Origin of the sequence: Mesorhizobium sp. NPDC059054, assembly GCF_042739215.1 — a bacterium.
Taxonomy (GTDB): Bacteria; Pseudomonadota; Alphaproteobacteria; order Rhizobiales; family Rhizobiaceae; genus Mesorhizobium.
Genome location: NZ_JBHYHV010000010.1, coordinates 57,718 through 74,825, shown reverse-complemented (window position 1 = coordinate 74,825; position 17,108 = coordinate 57,718). Strand labels below are relative to the sequence as shown.

Sequence of the window (17,108 nt, the reverse complement as noted above, 5' to 3'; positions counted from 1 at the left end):
CCCTTATCGAGAGCGGGCATGGCGTGTGGCGTCGAAGCCCCCTCTCCGTCTCGGCTTTGCCGAGCCACCTCTCCCCCGCTTTGCGGGGGCGAGGAACTGCAGTTGCAATGGCGACGCTTCTCCAGCCTGGGTTCCTCGCCCCCATGAAAATGGGGGAGAGGTGGCTCGCCCGCAGGGCGAGACGGAGAGGGGGAACCTCATATGCAATTGCCCTCGGATCGAGAGGTCCTGCCCGGCGAACCGGGCAGGTTATGCAACATCAGGCGCGCTGCTGCGGCCGCATGTCGGCGGCGTCGATGCCGGCCACCGGCACCGGCTTCTTCATCGCGTCGCGGCGGAAGGGCTCGCCGAGCTCCTGGTTGAGGATCACCTCGATGAAGGTGGTGATGCCCTTGGCCTGGTCCTCGATCGCCTTGGCCAGCGCCTCGGTGAGCTTGGCCGTGGAGTCGACGACGACGCCCTTCAGCCCGCAGCCATCGGCCACCTTGGCGTAGCTGAGGTTCGGGTTGAGCTCGGTGCCGACGAAGTTGTTGGCGTACCACAGCGTGGTGTTGCGCTTCTCCGCGCCCCACTGGTAGTTGCGGAAGATCACCATGGTGATCGCCGGCCAGCCTTCGCGGCCGATCGCGCCCATCTCGTTCATCGAGATACCGAAAGCGCCGTCGCCGGCAAAGCCGACCACCGGAACGTCGGGGCAGCCGATCTTGGCGCCGACGATCGAGGGGAAGCCGTAGCCGCAAGGACCGAACATGCCGGGCGCCAGATATTTGCGGCCCTGCTCGAAGCTCGGATAGGCATTGCCGATGGCGCAGTTGTTGCCGATGTCGGTCGAGATGATCGCTTCCTTCGGCAAGGCTGCCTGGATCGCGCGCCAGGCCTGGCGCGGCGACATGCGGTCGGCCTCGCGCCGGCGCGCCGACGCATTCCATTCCGTACCCGGATCGTCATCCTCGTGGTCCATCGACGACAGCTGCTGCAGCCAGGCCGAGCGGGTCTGGTGGATCGCCGCCTTGCGCTCGTCGCGGCCCTGATTGCCGGCCGATGGGCCGAGCTTTTCGAGGATCTGGCGCGCCACCTGTTTGGCGTCGCCGCAGATGCCGACGGACACCTTCTTGGTCAGGCCGATGCGGTCGGCGTTGATGTCGACCTGGATGATGGCGGCGTTCTTCGGCCAGTAGTCGATGCCGTAGCCCGGCAGCGTCGAGAAGGGGTTGAGGCGCGTGCCCAGCGCCAGCACCACGTCTGCCTTGGCGATCAGTTCCATCGCCGCCTTCGAACCATTGTAGCCGAGCGGACCGACGGCCAGCCGATGGCTGCCCGGGAAGGCGTCGTTGTGCTGGTAGCCGCAGCAGACCGGCGCGTCGAGCTTCTCGGCGAGAGCCATCGATTCCTGGATAGCGTTGCCGATGACAACGCCGGCGCCGTTGAGGATGACCGGGAACTTGGCTTCCGACAGAAGCTTCGCCGCCTCGCTGATCGCCTGCGGTCCGCCGGCCGGGCGCTCGAAACGCACGATCGCCGGCAGGTCGACGTCGATGACCTGGGTCCAGAAGTCGCGCGGGATGTTGATCTGCGCCGGGGCGCAGCCGCGCCAGGCCTTCTCGATGACGCGGTTCAGCACCTCGGGAATGCGTGAGGGGTCGCGCACCTCTTCCTGGTAGCAGACCATCTCCTCGAACATCGCCATCTGGTCGACTTCCTGGAAGCCGCCCTGGCCGATGGTCTTGTTGGCCGCCTGCGGCGTGACCATCAGAAGCGGCGTGTGGTTCCAGTAGGCGGTCTTCATGGCGGTGATGAAGCCGGTGACGCCGGGGCCGTTCTGGCCGATCGCCATCGACATGGTGCCGGTGGCACGGCTGAAACCGTCGGCCATCATGCCGGCATTGGTTTCATGGGCGCAGTCCCAGAACTTGATGCCGGCCTTGGGGAACAGGTCGGACACCGGCATCATGGCCGAGCCGATGATGCCGAAGGCATGCTCGATGCCATGCATCTGCAGGACTTTGACGAAGGCTTCTTCCGTGGTCATCTTCATGACAGATTCTCTTTCAGCTGGTGTTGACGGGTTGATGTGCGAAGCGGCTGGCTAGCCGGCCGGGCTTCGGGTGCGGGACGGATGAGGGCGGCGCAGACCATCGAGACGAGCGCGGCGAACACGACATAGCCGGCCAGAAGCCACGGCTCGCCATCGCCGAAGTCGATGAGATAGGTCGCGACGATCGGGGTGATGCCGCTCGCGAAGATGCCGGAGAACTGGTAGACGAAGGAGATGCCGGTGTAGCGCACCTTGACGTCGAACAGGTCCGAGAACAGCGCGGCCTCGGGGCCGTAGCACATGGCGTAGATGATGCCGAAGGGTACGACGAGCGCGAGGCCGATCCACAGGAGATTGCCGCTGCCCATCATCATGAAGGCCGGGAAGGTGACCAGCGCCAGAAGCAGGCTGCCGATGGCGTAGGTCTTGGGCCGGCCCCAGCGGTCGGACAATTTGCCGAACAGCGGAATGGCCACCACCATCACCAGCGCCGACAGGCACACCAGCCAGAGCGCCGTGGCCCGGTCGACCTTCACGTGCTTCGACAGGTAGACGATCGAGAACACCGCGAAGACGTTGAAGAAGACACCGTCGATATAGCGCGCGCCCATGCCGAGCAGGATGTTCTTCGGATAGGTGCGGATCAGTTCGAGGAACGGGATCTTGACCTCCTGCTGCTCCTCCTTGACCGCCGCGAAATCCGGCGTCTCGGCGACCTTGAGCCGGATGTAGAGGCCGACGATGATCAGGACGATCGAGCCGACGAAGGCGGCGCGCCAGCCCCAGGCGAGGAAGGCTTCTTCGGGCATCAGGCTGAGCAGGGCAACGACGCCGGAGGACAGGCACAGGCCGATGGCGAGGCCGATCTGCGGGATCGAGGCGTAATAGCCGCGCTTGTTTTCGGGCGCGAATTCATAGGCCATGAGCACGGCCCCGCCCCATTCGCCGCCGATGCCGATGCCTTGGGCGATGCGCAGGATGAGCAGCAGGATGGGCGCCGCGACGCCGATCTGCTGATAGGTCGGCAGCAGGCCGATCAACACGGTGGCGACACCCATGATCAGGATGGTCAGCACCAGCATCTGCTTGCGGCCGAGCCTGTCGCCGAAATGACCGAACACGATGCCGCCGAGCGGGCGAGCCACGAAGCCAACCGCGAAGGTCGCATAGGCCAGCACCATCGAAACCAGCGGATCGTGCGTCGGGAAATAGAGCTGGTTGAAGACGATGCCGGCGACGACCCCATAGAGGAAGAAGTCGTACCATTCGATCGTCGCGCCAATCAGAGAGGCGAACACGACCCGTCTTACGTCGCGTTCCCTTTCGCCTGCAGCTTTCTTCAACATGGTTCTCCTCCCAATGTTGGAATTCTCAGTGCTGGAAATCCCAGTGCTGGAATTCCCAGCCCTCGAATTCATTGCAAAAGAAGATCGGACAGCTTCTCCCCGATCATGATTGCGGGCAGGTTGGTGTTTCCCGATACGATGCGGGGCATCACCGAGCAGTCGGCGACCCACAGGCCGTCGAACCCGCGCACCTTCAGATCAGGATCGACGACCGCTCCTCTGTCGTCGTCCTGACCCATCCGGCAGGTGCTGGTCGGATGGAAAATGGTGGCGCCGTTCTGGCGCGCGAAATCGAGCAGGGCCTCGTCGCTGTCGGCGGTCCCTCCGGGCAGTTCCTCATTGGCCACGAGCCGGCTGAGCGGCTCGGTGCGGGCAATGCGGCGGGCGAGCCGGAGGCCGCCGACCGCCACCTGGCGGTCGAGTTCGGTATCCAGATAGTTGGGGTGGATGGCCGGGGCCGCCGTCGGGTCGCCGGAGGCGAGGCGGATCGAGCCCCTGCTTTCGGGACGAAGCTGGCAGACCGACATGGTGAAGCCGGAGAACGGATGCACCTTGCCGCCCGCCATGTCGGCCGAAAGGGTGGCGACATGGAACTGCACGTCCGGGCGCGTCTCGCCCGGCATGACCGCGGTGAACAGCGCGCCCTGGTTGATGCCGACCGCCAGCGGACCGCTGCGGGCGAGCAGCCATTGCAGGCCAATCTTGATCTTGCCGGTCAGGCTGTTGAGCTCGTCATTGGTCGTGATGGGCTTGTTGCAGCGATAGATCAGGCGCAGTTGCAGATGATCCTGCAGATCGGCGCCGACGCCGGGGCTGTCCGACAGGACCTCGATGCCATGCTCCTTCAGATGCGCGGCGGGGCCGATGCCCGACAGCATCATCAGATGCGGCGTGTGCACCGCGCCGGCGCTCAGGATGACGCCACGCTGCGCGTCGAGGCGCACCGTGCGGCCGCCGCTGGTGTAGTCGATGCCTTGCGCACGACGCCCCGAAAAGCGGACCCGCGTGACCTGGGCGTCGGTCAGGATGTCGAGATTGGCGCGGCCGCGTGCGGCGCGCAGATAGCCGACCGCCGCGCTGCTGCGCAGGCCGTTGCGGGTGGTCAGGCTGTAATAGCCCACCCCTTCCTGGGAAGGCCCGTTGAAATCGTCATTGGCCGGAATGCCGAGATGGTTGGCCGAGGCGATGACGGCGTCGATCACCGGATGCGGCCGGCGGATCGGGTCGACGCTGATCGGACCGCTCGTGCCATGATAGTCGGGATTGAGCTTGCTGTTGAAGGTCTCGAGCCGGCGGAAATAAGGGAGCACGTTGCGGTAGCTCCACTGGTCGCCGCCATAGCGCGCCCACTCGTCGTAATCCTCTGCCTGCCCGCGGATGGCGATCAGCCCATTGATCGCGGAACTGCCGCCCAGGACCTTGCCGCGCGGCCAGTAGATGCTGCGGCCGTTCATGTTCGGATCGGGCTGGGTGTAGAGCTTCCAGTTGACGCGCTCGTCCCACATCGTCTTGCCGTAGCCGAGCGGCAGGTGGATCCACGGGCTGGTGTCCTTCGGCCCGGCCTCGACGAGGGCGACACGGAACCTGCCGTTCTCGGAAAGACGCGCAGCGACGGCGCAGCCGGAAGAACCGGCGCCGACAACGATATAGTCGTAACTCAATTCACTCACTGCAATTCCTCCCGTGGCCAGACGGGAGGCAAAGGCGCCTGGAGTCAAACAAAACGAGATGAAATATCTCACACACTGAGATTTGAATTGAATTTTCATGCCCTGACGGCTAATCATGCCGGAAACAATCTCACTGAGTGAGACAAGGAACGCCGCATGGAAAACTCGGCCATCACCCGCAGCCTCAACCTGATCGAGGTCGTCGGCCTTTCCGAGCGGCCGGTGACGCTCATTGAACTCGCCTCGAAGATCGACATGCCGAAGGCCACGCTGCACAGGCTCTGCCAGCGCCTGGTGGAGGAAGGCTTCCTGTTTCGCGAGCCCGACAGGCGGCACTATTCGGTCGGCCCTCGCCTGTTCAAGATGGGTCTCACCATCGTCGGCTCGGGTGTCGGCACGCAGCGCCATGCCATCCTGCGGCAGGTCGTCGACGTGACGGGCGAAACCTGCAATTTCGTGGCGCGCTCCGGCACCGACGCCATCTATCTGGCGCGCGTCGAATCCAACTGGCCGCTGCGCGTCCACCTGGAGCCGGGTGCGCGGGTGCCGCTGCATTGCACGGCCAGCGGCAAACTGCTGCTTGCCCATCTGGACGAGCAGCAGCGGCAGAAGCTGCTTGGCCTGATGACCTTCGAGCGGCTCACCCCCGCGACGCTTCTGTCGGCCGATGCGCTCGAAGCCGAGTTCGCCGAGATCCTGCGCAACGGCTACAGCACCGACCGCGAGGAGTTCATGGTCGGCCTGATCGCCATCGCCGTACCGGTGCTGGATGCAACCGGCCGCGTGGTGGCGACGCTCGCCTGCCACGCCCCGAAAGCGCGCCTGTCGCTGGAGAAGGCGAAACGCTATGTGCCCGTGCTGCAGGCGGCGGCGCGCAAGCTGGCCAGGACTTTCTAAAGCGTCTCCACGCAATTCCGGACGCAAAACCGCTGCACACTTTTGCTGGAATTGCGGGCCCACTACAAAATCTCGTCGTTGAGATAGTACCATCGGTACATGCCCCACTGGCCGAGGCGCCGGAACGGCGTCAAAAGACCATGGCTGGGCAGCGGCGAGGTGAAGATCGGCAGGTCGAGCCCGCCGCCCTTGCCGGCGACCATCTGCGCCATGCGGCGGCCGGCCTGGGCCGAATACATGACGCCGTTGCCACCATAGCCGAGGGCGTAGAACAGGCGCTGGCCGGGGTCGGGCTGGAAGATGCGCGGCATCATGTCGTGGCTGACGTCGACCCAGCCCCACCAGGAATAATCGATCTCGATGCCGCGCAGGATAGGGAACTTCCGGTAGAGACCTTCCAGCAGCAGCGCGAGATGCTTGGGATTGACCGCGTCACGGCCGGTGATGGCGCTGCGGCTGCCGATCTGCACGCGCCTGTCGGGCAACATGCGGTAATAGTGGCGCAAGGTGCGCGTATCGGTGAGCGGGATCCGCGCCTTGAAGTTCAGCGCCTCGCATTCATCCTGCGTCAGCGGGCGGGTGACGACCGAGTTGGACAGGATCGGCATCAGCCGGTGCCGGGTCAGCTTGTGCATGCCGGGCGAGGTGTAGCCCGCAGTGGCGATGCAGACGGTGCGCGCCCGCACCGTGCCGCCCGGCGTCCTGAGATGATGCACGCCGCCTTTCAGCGTGCTGCCCAGCACCGGGCTCGACGTGTGGACCTTCGCGCCAAGCTTGCGCGCGAGTTTCAGATAGCCGAAGGCCAGTTTCGCGGCGTGGATGCCCATGCCGTCGGGTTCATACATCGCCCCCCTGGCCTCGGCGTCGCGCACGAAATCGCTGTGCACCTCGTCGCGGCCGACCATGCGGGCCTTGTAGCCGAACACCTCGTTGAGCAGGCGGGTCTCCTTCTCCAGCGCCGGCAGCACCTTGTCGCGATGGGCGATGTAGAGATGGCCGCCATCCTGCGGGTCGCAGTCGATCTCCGGCTCCCGGATCAGGCCGCGGAACAGGTCGAAGGCTTCGGCGATCTCGGCATGCAGCTTGCGGGCGACGTCGACGCCCCAGCGCTCGATCCATTGCGAGCGCTTCAGCCGGCCGGCCGAGATCTGGGCCTGGCCGCCATTGCGGGTCGAACAGCCCCAGGCGACGCCATTGGCTTCGAGCACGGTGGCCTTGATGCCATGCTCGCGGGCGAGATGGATGGCGCAGGACAGGCCGGTGTAGCCGGAGCCGACGATGGCGACGTCGACATCCATGTCGCCCGTGACGGGGCCGTCGTCTTCCGGCTCCGGACCGGCGGTGGCGATCCAGTAGGTGGGGGCATAGTCCTTGCCGTCGCCGGGGTTCGGCGCGTGCACCGGATCATAGGCAGGGTCGAACGGCTTGCGCCGCATCGCCGGCCTGACAAGTTGCTGTTCCATGGCCCGATCCTCCCCCGAATCCTGTCAGGCGCCCGCCGCGATCAGCGGCCGGTTCTTGCGGAAGGCCTGCTTGCGCACGATCCTGCCGCCGGCGAGCGTGAACAGGTCGCAGCCCTCGGCCTCGATGCGGCTGCCGTCGGCATTGGTGCCGGTGAAGGTCCATTCCGAGACGGCGCGGTCGCCCTGGACGAAATGACCGTGATGCGCCCAGTGCGCATCGGGCATCGCCTTCCAGACACCGCTGAAGGCATTGGCGATGGCGTCAAGCCCCTCGAAGCGGGTGCCGTAGGCCTCCGCGCCGCCGACCGCGTTGAAGACGCAGTCGTCGGAAAAGAAGTTCATCACGCCATCGATGTCGTGCCGGTTGAAGGCGTCGAACAGCTTGGCAAGGTCGTCGGCGGTCAGCGCCATGGTGTAGTCCTCGTCTTGCGGCGCGCCGGGCATGGCTCCGCCGTGGCCGGGCAAGCCGGCCGATTGAACATCGTCAAGTATGGGGTTTGGAGCGCCGCCTACCGTGGCGGCGCTGTAGCTGGGTGGTCCGGCATCGTCATCAGATCTTGCCCTTCCAGGGGATCAGGATCTTCTCGAGGTAGCGCAGCAGGAGATCGAAGGCGAAGGCGAAGATGCCGATCACGATGATGCCCATGATGACGGTGTCGCTGGCCAGATATTCGGCCGCGTTCAGCACCATGAAGCCGAGACCGCGATGCGCGGCCACCATTTCGGCCGCCACCAGCGTGGTCCAGCCGACGCCGATGCCGATGCGCATGCCGGTGAAGATCTCGGGCAGCGCCGCCTTGAGGATCACCTGGGTGATGACCTGCGTGCGGGTGGCGCCCATCGCATAAGCGGCGTGGATCTGCTCGGTCGAGACGGAGCGCACGCCGGCACGCGCCGCGATCGCCATCGGCGCGAAGATCGCCAGGTAGATCAGGAAGACCTTCGGGAACTCGCCGATGCCCAGCCAGATGATGATCAGCGGCAGGTAGGCGAGCGGCGGCAGTGGACGGTAGAACTCGATGATCGGATCGAACAGGCCGCGAATGGTGCGGTTGACGCCCATCAGGATGCCGACCGGCACGGCGGTGACCAGCGCCAGGACGAAGGCGCCGAGCACCCGGCCGAGGCTGGCCAGCGTGTGCTGGGTCAGCGTCGAGTTCGAAACGCCTTCGGTCATGGCCAGCACGAATTTGCCCCAGACGGCGAGCGGCGACGGCAGGAACAATGGCCGGACCCAGCCCATCTCGGTGACCAGCAGCCAGAGCGCGAACAGCACCAGCGCGGTGATCAGGCTGATGTGCCCGCTGGCGCCGTCGCCTGGCGCGCCGTAGATCTTGCCGGGCGTGACCGGCCGGGCCCTGGAGAGGCGCTCAAGCATGGAGGTGTTCCGGGCTGCCGGCCTGGCGCTCGTCGCCGTAGATGATTGAGAGGATCTGTTCGCGCATGTCGATGAAATCGCGGCTGGACTTGATTGCACGGGCGTTTCCCTCCTCGAGGAAGCGTCGATTGAAATCGAGCTCGTAGGTGTGGGTGATGCGGCCTGGCCGCGGCGACATGACGATCAACCGGGAGCCGAGGAACAGCGCCTCCTCGACGCTGTGGGTGATGAAGAAGAACATCTTGTTGGTGAGCTGCCAGACTTCGAGCAGCAGCTCCTGGATGGTCTCGCGGGTGAGCGCGTCGAGCGCCGCCATCGGCTCGTCCATCAAAAGCATGGCGGGATCGCAGGTCAGCGCCCGGGCGATGCCGACGCGCTGCTGCATGCCGCCCGACAAATGGTAGATCATGTGCTTGTGGAAGTCCTGCAGGCCGACCAGCGCCAGGTTCTTCGTAGCGATCTCGCGCCGCGTCTTCTTGTCGACGCCGCGCAGCTTGAGGCCGAACTCGGTGTTGTCGATGACGTTGAGCCAGGGCAGCAGCGCGTGCTTCTGGAAGACGACGCCGCGTTCGGCACCGGGGCCGACGACCTGCTGGCCGCCCAGCGTGATGTCGCCGTCGCTGGGCGCCATGAAGCCGGCCATGAGATTGAGCAGCGTGGTCTTGCCGCAGCCGGAAGCGCCGAGCGCGACGACGAAATCGCCACTTTTGACTTCAAGGCTCACGCCCTTGAGGGCGATCACTGCCTGGTCTGAATAGAGGCCTGGGTAGGTCAGGCTGACATTGCTGACGTTGAGGGTTTCCATCGCGCCGATGCCTTTCGCGGATTTCGCCAGAGCGTTTCCATTTTCATGAAAAAGTGGAAACGCTCTAACTCTTTGTTTTTACGCAATTCCGGACGCAAAACCGCTGCACATTTTTGCTGGAATTGCTCTGGAAAGAAAGGCGGCCGCCGGCCTCGACCGACGGCCGAACTGGGTCAGGACCTACTTGGACGCCTCCTTGGCATAGCTCGCATTGACGAAGGGCGTGTAGTCGTCGAGTGCCTTGTCGATCTGCTTCTGCGCGACGAGGAACTTGGCGCTTTCAGTCAGTGCCTTGAGCGCGCCGCCGCCGAGCCAGGTCTCGGAAGCCTGCTCGTCGGCATTGGGGAACGACAACAGGTGCAGCGCCTCGACCGTGCCGGCGCCATCGCCGCCGATCATCTTGACGATGCCCTTGACCTGCTCGGATTCAGCCGTCCAGCTCGCCTTGTTCTTGTTGTAGTCGGCATAGGCCTCGGCCAGAACCTTGGTGAAGGCAGCCATGAATTTCGGATTGTCGGCGGCCCATTTCTTGTCGGCGACAAGGCCGTCGAAGGTCGGCACAGAGGCCGCGCCGATGGTTTCGGAATCGGCGATGGTCTTGCCGGTCTTGGTGAGTTCCGTCAGCGCCGGCGGCCAGACATAGGCGGCGTCGATGTCGCCGCGCTGCCAGGCGGCGATGATCTGCGGCGGCTTCATGTTGAGGATGTTGACCTCGCGCGGATCGACCTTCCAGACCTGTTCGAGCCCGACCAGCAGATGGAAGTGCGAGGTCGAGACGAAGGGCACGCCGACATTCTTGCCCTTGAGGTCTTCCGGTTTCTCGATGCCCGAGCCGTTGCGCACGACGAGCGCTTCCGACTTGCCGATGTTGTCGAGGATCCAGAACAGTTCGAGCTCGACGCCGCGGGTGGCCGCGGCGGCGGTGCCGGTCGAACCGAGGACGCCGACCGGCACATTGCCGGAGGCGAGCGCGGTGGAGATGTCGCCTCCAGACGAGAACTGGCGCCAGTCGATGGTGTAGCCGGCTTCCTTGGCGGCCTTGTCGAAACGGCCGTCGGCGATGGCGGTCACGAACGGGCCGACGATCTGCTGGTAGCCGACGACGACGGTCTCCTCGGCATAGGCGATGCCCGCCTGGAACAGACCGGCCGCGAGCGACACGGCGCCGGCAAAATGCTTGAGATGCTTGAATGCGTTCATTGTTACCCTCTTTTGTTTTGATAGCTTCCGGTTGGTTCCGGGAACTCGCCGGCTTTGGCGCCGGTCTTGGTTCTGCATCATAGGGTTAAATGAGCGACCCCGATTGCCTTATATCCAGTTTGGAAGTTGAATGATTCCAGTTGAGCACGCGGGATACACAGCTTGCAGGGAAACATTCCATCATCCCAGACCTCTCGGGGGAGCGGAACCCTCGGCCTGCCGGTTGTCCCGGGTGACATCGGTGCCATTCCTTCGGTGTTCCGGAATGGATCCCCGACACTCTCCAGTCGCTTCGCTCCTTACGAGGTCGAGGATGACGAACCGCATTGGGGGTCCGCGCTAACTGTCACCGTCGCACCTGGCACTTCCGCTGACAATTGGCGGAGGCGAATAGGGAACTCCGTCATCCTCGACCTCGCAAGCGACCGCAGGGAGCGGCGAGTGTCGGGGATCCATTCCGGAACGCTGAAGAAGTTGCTGCGGCCCGGCTTCATCGACACCCGAAAAGTCGGCGGATTCCCGCGATCAACCTGAAGGCTCCCATGGCGCATCCGACGGTTTCAGAAACGGTGTTCTTCCTCGACCGCGCCAGCCGGGTCGGCCTGCAGGCGCAGATCCGCGAGACGGTGGTGTCGGCGGTGCTGGCCGGCCGCATCCAGCCCGGCGCGCAGCTGCCGTCGACGCGCAAGCTGGCCGACTATCTCAACATCTCGCGCATCACCGTGACGCTGGCCTATCAGGAGCTTGCTTCGCAAGGCTATGTCGATGCGGCGAGCCGCAGCGCCTATCGCATATCGGACAATCCGCCGATCAGGCTGATCACGGCCGAGACGCCCGAGGCCGCGGACGATGTCGTCGACTGGTCGACGAAGCTGCGATCCAGTTTCATCGTCGCCAAGCAGATGCTGAAGCCGCTGGACTGGCGGCGCTTCCCCTACCCGTTCCTGTATGGCCAGATGGATCCTTCCCTGTTCGACCTCAATGCCTGGCGCGACTGCGCGAGGCGCGCGCTGTCGCGCGAGGATTTCGAACTGATGGCGGGCGATTTCGCCGCCGCCGATGACGTGCTCCTGGTCAACTACATCTGCTCGCGCACTCTGCCCAGCCGAGGCATCCGCGCACATCCCGACGAGATCCTGGTGACGGTGGGAGCGCAGAACGCGCTGTGGATCGTCACGCGGCTGCTGCTGAACCGGGACGCGCATGCCGCGTGCGAGAACCCCTGCCACCCCGACATGAGCGCCTCGCTGGTGCTGAGCGGCGCGCGGGTGACGGCGATCGACGTCGACAGGCAAGGCCTGCCGCCGGAGGCGATTCCGGCCGGCGTCAATGCCGTGTTCGTGACACCGAGCCACCATTCGCCGACCGGGGCGACGATGCCGATCGAACGCCGGCAACACCTGCTCGAAGCCGCGGCCGAGCAGGATTTCGTCATCATCGAAGACGACTACGAATTCGAGATGAGTTTCCTGGCGCCGCCCTCGCCGGCGCTGAAGGCCTTCGACCGCAGCGGCCGCGTTCTCTACATCGGCTCGTTTTCGAAATCGCTGTTTCCGGGCCTGAGGCTTGGCTATCTGGTGGCGCCGGCACCGGTGATCCGCGAGGCACGCGCACTGCGCTCGCTGATGCTGCGCCATCCACCCGGCCATCTGCAGCGTACCGCCGCCTATTTCCTGGCGCTCGGCCACCATGACGCGGTGCTGCACCGCATGCGCGGCGAATACCACAAGCGCCACATCGTCATGGCCGACGCGCTGAAGCGCCATGGCTTCACCATAGCAGGCTCCTCGGCGTTCGGCGGCACGTCATTCTGGGTGGAAGGTCCCGAAGGGCTCGATGCGGACCTGTTGATGGCGGAGCTGAGACAGGACGGCGTGCTGATCGAATCCGGCTCGCCCTTCTTCCCCGACGCCGCCGGCCCCTGCCGCTTCTTCCGCATGGGCTATTCCTCGATCGACAAGGACCGGATCGTCGAGGGCGTGGCACGCACGCGTGCACGGATCGATGTGCTGCTTGCACCCTGAACAGGCAGCACGGTTTTCCCGCCCTGTCGTTCCGGCATGGGCTGCTGTCACACGACCGCGACGATCCCGGCGGTGTCGTGGTAGAACGGCGTGCCGTCGAGCAGCAGCCCGTTCCTGAAGTGCAGGACCTCGGCGAAAGGCTGTTCGATGACGGCGCCGGTGGCGCGCGAGGTGAGCTTCAGCGTGCACGACATGAAGACGGTGTCCTCGACGCGGGCCGCCGTCATGTCCGCGACCGCCATGTCGCTCCAGACCTCGCTCATCCTGCCGAGCAGAGCGGCAATTCCTTCCAGCCCCTTCCAGTCTCCGGCATAGGGCAAGGATGCGGGTTCGTGCACGACCACATCGGGATGAAAGGCCCTGGCGAGGCTCCGGACATCCTTCTCATCCGATCTGAGAAATCCCAGTTCGACTTCAAACATGCGCTTCAGCAGAGGCATGGCGTCCGTACAGTCGCAATCCATTCCGGTGTAGCTCCATCATTGCTCGATGCGCGCGATGAATGCAGCCACGGCATGATTGCCGCCACCCGTTTCCCGTCGAACTTGGAAAGAGCAAGCCATCCTGCGCCCCGGCTGCCCGACTGAGGCCCCATTCGGACGCTTAGCTCTCGTTCTTACATGCGGTTCATTTCAGCATGCGGCGGCATCGTCGTCGCGATTTTGCAGGAGGGAGAGACACGATGGAGAACCAAACGCGGCAGGCGATCGACGCCTTTCAAACCGGATTCCAGCAGTTGAGCGGTTTGGCCGTGACCTACGCCTTTTCGGTGCTGGGCGCGATCATCCTGCTCCTTCTCGGCTATTTCCTGGCGGGAGTGATCGAGCGTGCGCTGAAAGGCGCTATCGGTCGTGTTCCCGGCTTCGATCAGACATTGGCTCAGTTCTTCGCAAAGATCGGCCGCTATGTGGTGCTGGCGCTCTTCATCGTCATGGTGCTCGGCCAGTTCGGGGTCCAGACGGCTTCGATCATTGCCGCCATCGGCGCGATCGGGCTGGCCGTAGGCCTGGCGCTGCAAGGTACCCTGCAGAACATCGCCGCGGGCCTCATGCTGCTGGCGCTCAGGCCGCTGCGTGTCGGCGAGTATATCGAGGCCGGTACCGTCAAAGGCACAGTCGAAGATATCGGTCTTTTCGCCACGCGGCTGCGCACCATCGAAGGCGTGTATATCCTGGCCCCGAATTCCACGCTGTGGAGCGAGCCGGTCTACAACTTCAACCGCAACAAGGTGCGCCGCAACGACCTGATCATCGGCATCGGCTACGACGACGACATCGACCTGGCCCAGAAGACCATGCTGGACCTTGCCGCGAAGGACAAACGCATCCTTCGCGACCCGGCACCCAGCGCATCGGTATCGGAACTCGGCGCAAGCTCGGTCAGCGTGACGCTGCGGTACTGGACGTCTGCAGGGGACTATCTGACGACACGGTTCGACATGACCAAGGCAGCCAAGCTCGCCTTCGACGAGAAGGGCATCTCGATACCGTACCCGCAGCAGGAGATCGTTTATCGCGAAGTGGCCAAGGGCGCGGGCTGAGGTGTTGCCTAGGCAGCGTGGCGCGTCTCGGCATAGTTGTCGATTGCGGCGATCTCTTCCTTCTTGGCAGTTGCTGCGGCGGCAAGATCGAAGGCTGCCTGCATGTTCATCCAGAACTGCGGGGTCGTGTCGAAGAACTTCGCCAACCGAAGGGCGGTATCAGGAGTCACCGGTGTGTGCTCGGCGACAAGCCGCTCGATCCGAGTGCGCGGCACACGAAGATGCTTCGCAAGCGTGTAAGGCTTGAGGCCGAGGGGGACGAGATATTCCTCGCGGAGTATCTCCCCAGGGTGGAACGGGGTCATGGCGGTCATTGGTCGTGGTCCTTGTCCAAAGGGTGGTCAGCCCCGGAATGAGCAGTCTCTCTAATGGTAGTCTGTGATTTCGACATCCTCTGCATGGCCATCAACCCAACGAAAACAGATCCGAAACTGATCATTGATGCGGATGGCGTGTTGTCCCTCACGATTGTCCTTGAGGGGATGAAGTTTGTTGCCGGGCGGTGAGGCCAGGTCTTTCAGCTCAACCGCCTGTTCGATCATGAACAGCTTTCTTTGAGCAGCACGGATTAGATCGGACGGAAAACCCTTGGGCGCGTTGCCCACTGCAACAGCTTCAGTTTTCCTATCTTTGAAGCTCTTAATCACGAACGTATCATAGCGCGATACGCTATTTCGTCAAGTAGGAAGTATCACCCTGCGATACGAAAGCCCCTGCCGCCTCTCCGGGCGCCTACTTTACCTCCCCCGCCAGACCTGTGTGCGCGACAGCAGGAAGCGCGAGACGGCCGCGTGGATCAGGCGGGCGGCGATGTTGGTGTAGAAGATCATCATGCCCATGGCGGCTGCGGGCGCGACGTCGCCGGCATCGTCCATGTTGAGCACGGCCACCGAAGCGAGCTGCGTCTGCGTCGAATAGAGGAAGACCACGGCCGACACCGTCGTCATGGCGTTGACGAATAGGTAGATCGAGATGTCGAGGATCGCCGGCAGGCAGACCGGCAGGGTGACGCGGAAGAACAGCTTGTGGAAAGGCTGTTTCAGCGAAGCCGCCACCGGCTCGAACTCGCGGTCCATCTGCTTCAGCGCCGTCAGCGCGGTGAGATGCGAGACGGTGTAGAAATGGGTGATCGTGCAGATCACCAGGATGGCCATCGAGCCGTAGATGACATGCAGCGGATTGGCCGGGTTGTTGAAGAAGAAGATGTAGGCCAGACCCAGCACCATGCCGGGCACCGCCATGGGCAGCATGGCGAGGAACTGGAACAGGGAACGCCCGCTGCGGAAGCCGTCGCTCTTCTCCACCATATAAGCGCCGGTGAAGACGATGACGGTGCCGAAGAAGGCGGTCAGCAGCGCCATCTTGATGGAGTTGTGATAGGAGGCCCAGCCGCCGCCATCCATCAGGTCGAAGCGGAAATTCTTCAGGCTCGGCGTCAGATCATAGGGCCAGAACTTCACCATCGCCGCCAGCTGGCACACGCCGATCATGGTCAGGATGAAAGCCGCGATCAGCGCGCAATAGGCAAAGCAGCCCCAGTCGAAACCACGGTTCGGTTTCGGCTCGTAAGGCACCGAGCGGGCCGACAGGAGCGCCACCTGCTTCTTCTGGATGGTGCGGTCGACGAAGAAGGCGGCGATGGCCGGGATGATGAGCAGCACCGACACCACCGCGCCCATCTCGAAATTCTGCTGCCCGATGACCTGCTTGTAGATATCCACGGCGAGCATGTTGTACTGGCCGCCGATGACCTTGGGCAGGCCGAAATCGGTGATGACCATGGTGAAGACCACGAAGGCCGCCGAGATGACGCCGTAGCGCGCGCCGGGCACCGTCACCGTCCAGAAGGTTCGCCATTTCGTGGCGCGTAAGGCAGCCGCCGCTTCGTAGTGGCGCGCATCTGCGACGCTGAGCGAGGTCGAGATGATGAGCAGCGCGTGCGGCAGCGTGAAGAAGACCGAGCCGATGACGATGCCGATCGGCCCGTAGATCGAATGGCCCATCATCCAGCCTTTCAACAGGCCCTGGTTGCCGAACAGATAGACGAGCGCGATGCCGGGCAGCAGCGACGGCACCAGGATCGGCACCGTCATGATCAGCCGGAACAGGCCCTTGAAGCGCATACGGCTGCGGTTCATCGCATAGGCGAGGCCGAAGGCGATGGCGATGACCAGCACGGTGCTGATCGCTCCCATCAGCACGGAATTCCAGATCGCCTGCGCCAGCGAGGGCGTCGAGAAATAGGCGACGAAATTGTCGAAGCCGACTGTGCGGGCCGGGCGCAGCACGACACGGCGGAAGGTATTGGAATCGACCTCTACCCAGTCGGTGCCGCGTTTCAGGTCCGAGCCGACCAGGAAGGCGGCCTCGTCGCTCGTACCGCGGATGCGGTATTTGACCGGGCTGCGGAAACTGAAATCCTCGTAGAGCTTGGTCAGCGACAGCCGCCCGTCGGAGCCGGTGTCGAGCTGGTCGTCGGGGATCGCCTTCGCGTCGGCGTTGAGTGCTGCGACGGTGCGCGCGGGGCCGAAGGCGGTTCCGCTTTCGTCGCTGCGCGTAATCTCGAAGGCGTTGAGGTCGAAGCGGTAGGTCGACATCGACTTCGACAGCAGCACATAGAGCGGCGCGGCCAGCGCCAGCACGAGATAGAGCGCGATGATCAGCATCAGCCCGCGCTTGACGACATCGTCGGACGACAGCTGCAGGCGCGGCGCGCGCCCAGTTGGAAGGACGAGAGCTGCGGCGCTCAT

15 protein-coding genes are annotated in these 17,108 nt (G+C 64.1%); 3 read left to right on the top strand and 12 right to left on the bottom strand.

The genetic code is table 11. The features are described 5' to 3' along the window. Positions 1-259: 259 nt before the first annotated feature. The 3 genes from xsc to ACFWXH_RS30440 all read right to left on the bottom strand — a co-directional run bounded on the left by xsc (position 260) and on the right by ACFWXH_RS30440 (position 5,051). On the bottom strand, positions 260-2,035 hold the full coding sequence (xsc, locus tag ACFWXH_RS30450) for a sulfoacetaldehyde acetyltransferase (RefSeq protein WP_379125166.1): 1,776 nt from the start codon (positions 2,033-2,035) through the stop codon (positions 260-262). Further along, the gene (locus ACFWXH_RS30445; protein WP_054312031.1) at positions 2,032-3,381 is read right to left on the bottom strand and encodes an MFS transporter; all 1,350 of its coding nucleotides are present in this window, start codon (positions 3,379-3,381) and stop codon (positions 2,032-2,034) included. The genes xsc and ACFWXH_RS30445 overlap by 4 nt, the downstream gene beginning before the upstream one ends. A 68-nt stretch (positions 3,382-3,449) precedes the next feature. Beyond that, entirely contained in the window at positions 3,450-5,051 is a 1,602-nt protein-coding gene (locus tag ACFWXH_RS30440; RefSeq protein ID WP_379125165.1) for a GMC family oxidoreductase, read from the bottom strand. A gap of 156 nt (positions 5,052-5,207) precedes the next feature. Here ACFWXH_RS30440 and ACFWXH_RS30435 point away from each other — a divergent pair, with 156 nt between their 5' ends. Beyond that, positions 5,208-5,948 carry an IclR family transcriptional regulator gene (locus ACFWXH_RS30435; protein WP_379125163.1) on the top strand — a complete coding sequence of 247 codons (741 nt, stop codon included), beginning with the start codon at positions 5,208-5,210 and terminating at the stop codon, positions 5,946-5,948. A gap of 62 nt (positions 5,949-6,010) precedes the next feature. On the opposite strand, the gene ACFWXH_RS30430 is transcribed toward ACFWXH_RS30435, so the two are convergent. The 5 genes from ACFWXH_RS30430 to tauA all read right to left on the bottom strand — a co-directional run bounded on the left by ACFWXH_RS30430 (position 6,011) and on the right by tauA (position 10,794). Continuing rightward, positions 6,011-7,411, bottom strand: a complete 1,401-nt coding sequence (locus ACFWXH_RS30430) for an NAD(P)/FAD-dependent oxidoreductase (protein ID WP_379125162.1) — start codon at positions 7,409-7,411, stop codon at positions 6,011-6,013. A gap of 24 nt (positions 7,412-7,435) precedes the next feature. Then, the gene (locus ACFWXH_RS30425) at positions 7,436-7,816 is read right to left on the bottom strand and encodes a nuclear transport factor 2 family protein (RefSeq protein WP_379125177.1); all 381 of its coding nucleotides are present in this window, start codon (positions 7,814-7,816) and stop codon (positions 7,436-7,438) included. A gap of 145 nt (positions 7,817-7,961) precedes the next feature. After that, entirely contained in the window at positions 7,962-8,789 is an 828-nt protein-coding gene (locus tag ACFWXH_RS30420; RefSeq protein ID WP_379125161.1) for an ABC transporter permease subunit, read from the bottom strand. Further along, a complete protein-coding gene (locus tag ACFWXH_RS30415) occupies positions 8,782-9,594 on the bottom strand; it encodes a taurine ABC transporter ATP-binding protein (RefSeq protein WP_379125160.1) in 813 nt (270 codons plus the stop codon). Before ACFWXH_RS30415 ends, ACFWXH_RS30420 begins: the two co-directional genes overlap by 8 nt. A gap of 180 nt (positions 9,595-9,774) precedes the next feature. Continuing rightward, positions 9,775-10,794: a taurine ABC transporter substrate-binding protein gene (gene tauA, locus ACFWXH_RS30410; protein ID WP_379125159.1), complete on the bottom strand. Its 1,020-nt coding sequence runs from the start codon at positions 10,792-10,794 to the stop codon at positions 9,775-9,777. A gap of 542 nt (positions 10,795-11,336) precedes the next feature. Here tauA and ACFWXH_RS30405 point away from each other — a divergent pair. After that, positions 11,337-12,818, top strand: coding sequence for a PLP-dependent aminotransferase family protein (locus ACFWXH_RS30405; protein ID WP_379125158.1), 1,482 nt, complete (start codon positions 11,337-11,339; stop codon positions 12,816-12,818). Positions 12,819-12,865: 47 nt separating this feature from the next. On the opposite strand, the gene ACFWXH_RS30400 is transcribed toward ACFWXH_RS30405, so the two are convergent. Further along, on the bottom strand, positions 12,866-13,282 hold the full coding sequence (locus tag ACFWXH_RS30400; RefSeq protein ID WP_379125157.1) for a nuclear transport factor 2 family protein: 417 nt from the start codon (positions 13,280-13,282) through the stop codon (positions 12,866-12,868). A 218-nt stretch (positions 13,283-13,500) separates the two neighbouring features. Here ACFWXH_RS30400 and ACFWXH_RS30395 point away from each other — a divergent pair, with 218 nt between their 5' ends. Then, positions 13,501-14,358: a mechanosensitive ion channel family protein gene (locus tag ACFWXH_RS30395; protein WP_379125156.1), complete on the top strand. Its 858-nt coding sequence runs from the start codon at positions 13,501-13,503 to the stop codon at positions 14,356-14,358. Positions 14,359-14,366: 8 nt separating this feature from the next. Here ACFWXH_RS30395 and ACFWXH_RS30390 read toward each other — a convergent pair whose 3' ends face one another. From ACFWXH_RS30390 to ACFWXH_RS30380, 3 genes are all read right to left on the bottom strand, one after another. Further along, positions 14,367-14,672: a HigA family addiction module antitoxin gene (locus ACFWXH_RS30390; RefSeq protein WP_379125155.1), complete on the bottom strand. Its 306-nt coding sequence runs from the start codon at positions 14,670-14,672 to the stop codon at positions 14,367-14,369. Positions 14,673-14,723: 51 nt separating this feature from the next. Next, positions 14,724-15,005 (bottom strand): type II toxin-antitoxin system RelE/ParE family toxin, encoded by a 282-nt coding sequence (locus ACFWXH_RS30385; protein ID WP_379125154.1) that lies wholly within the window; start codon positions 15,003-15,005, stop codon positions 14,724-14,726. Positions 15,006-15,095: 90 nt separating this feature from the next. After that, a complete protein-coding gene (locus tag ACFWXH_RS30380) occupies positions 15,096-17,108 on the bottom strand; it encodes a putative 2-aminoethylphosphonate ABC transporter permease subunit (protein ID WP_379125153.1) in 2,013 nt (670 codons plus the stop codon).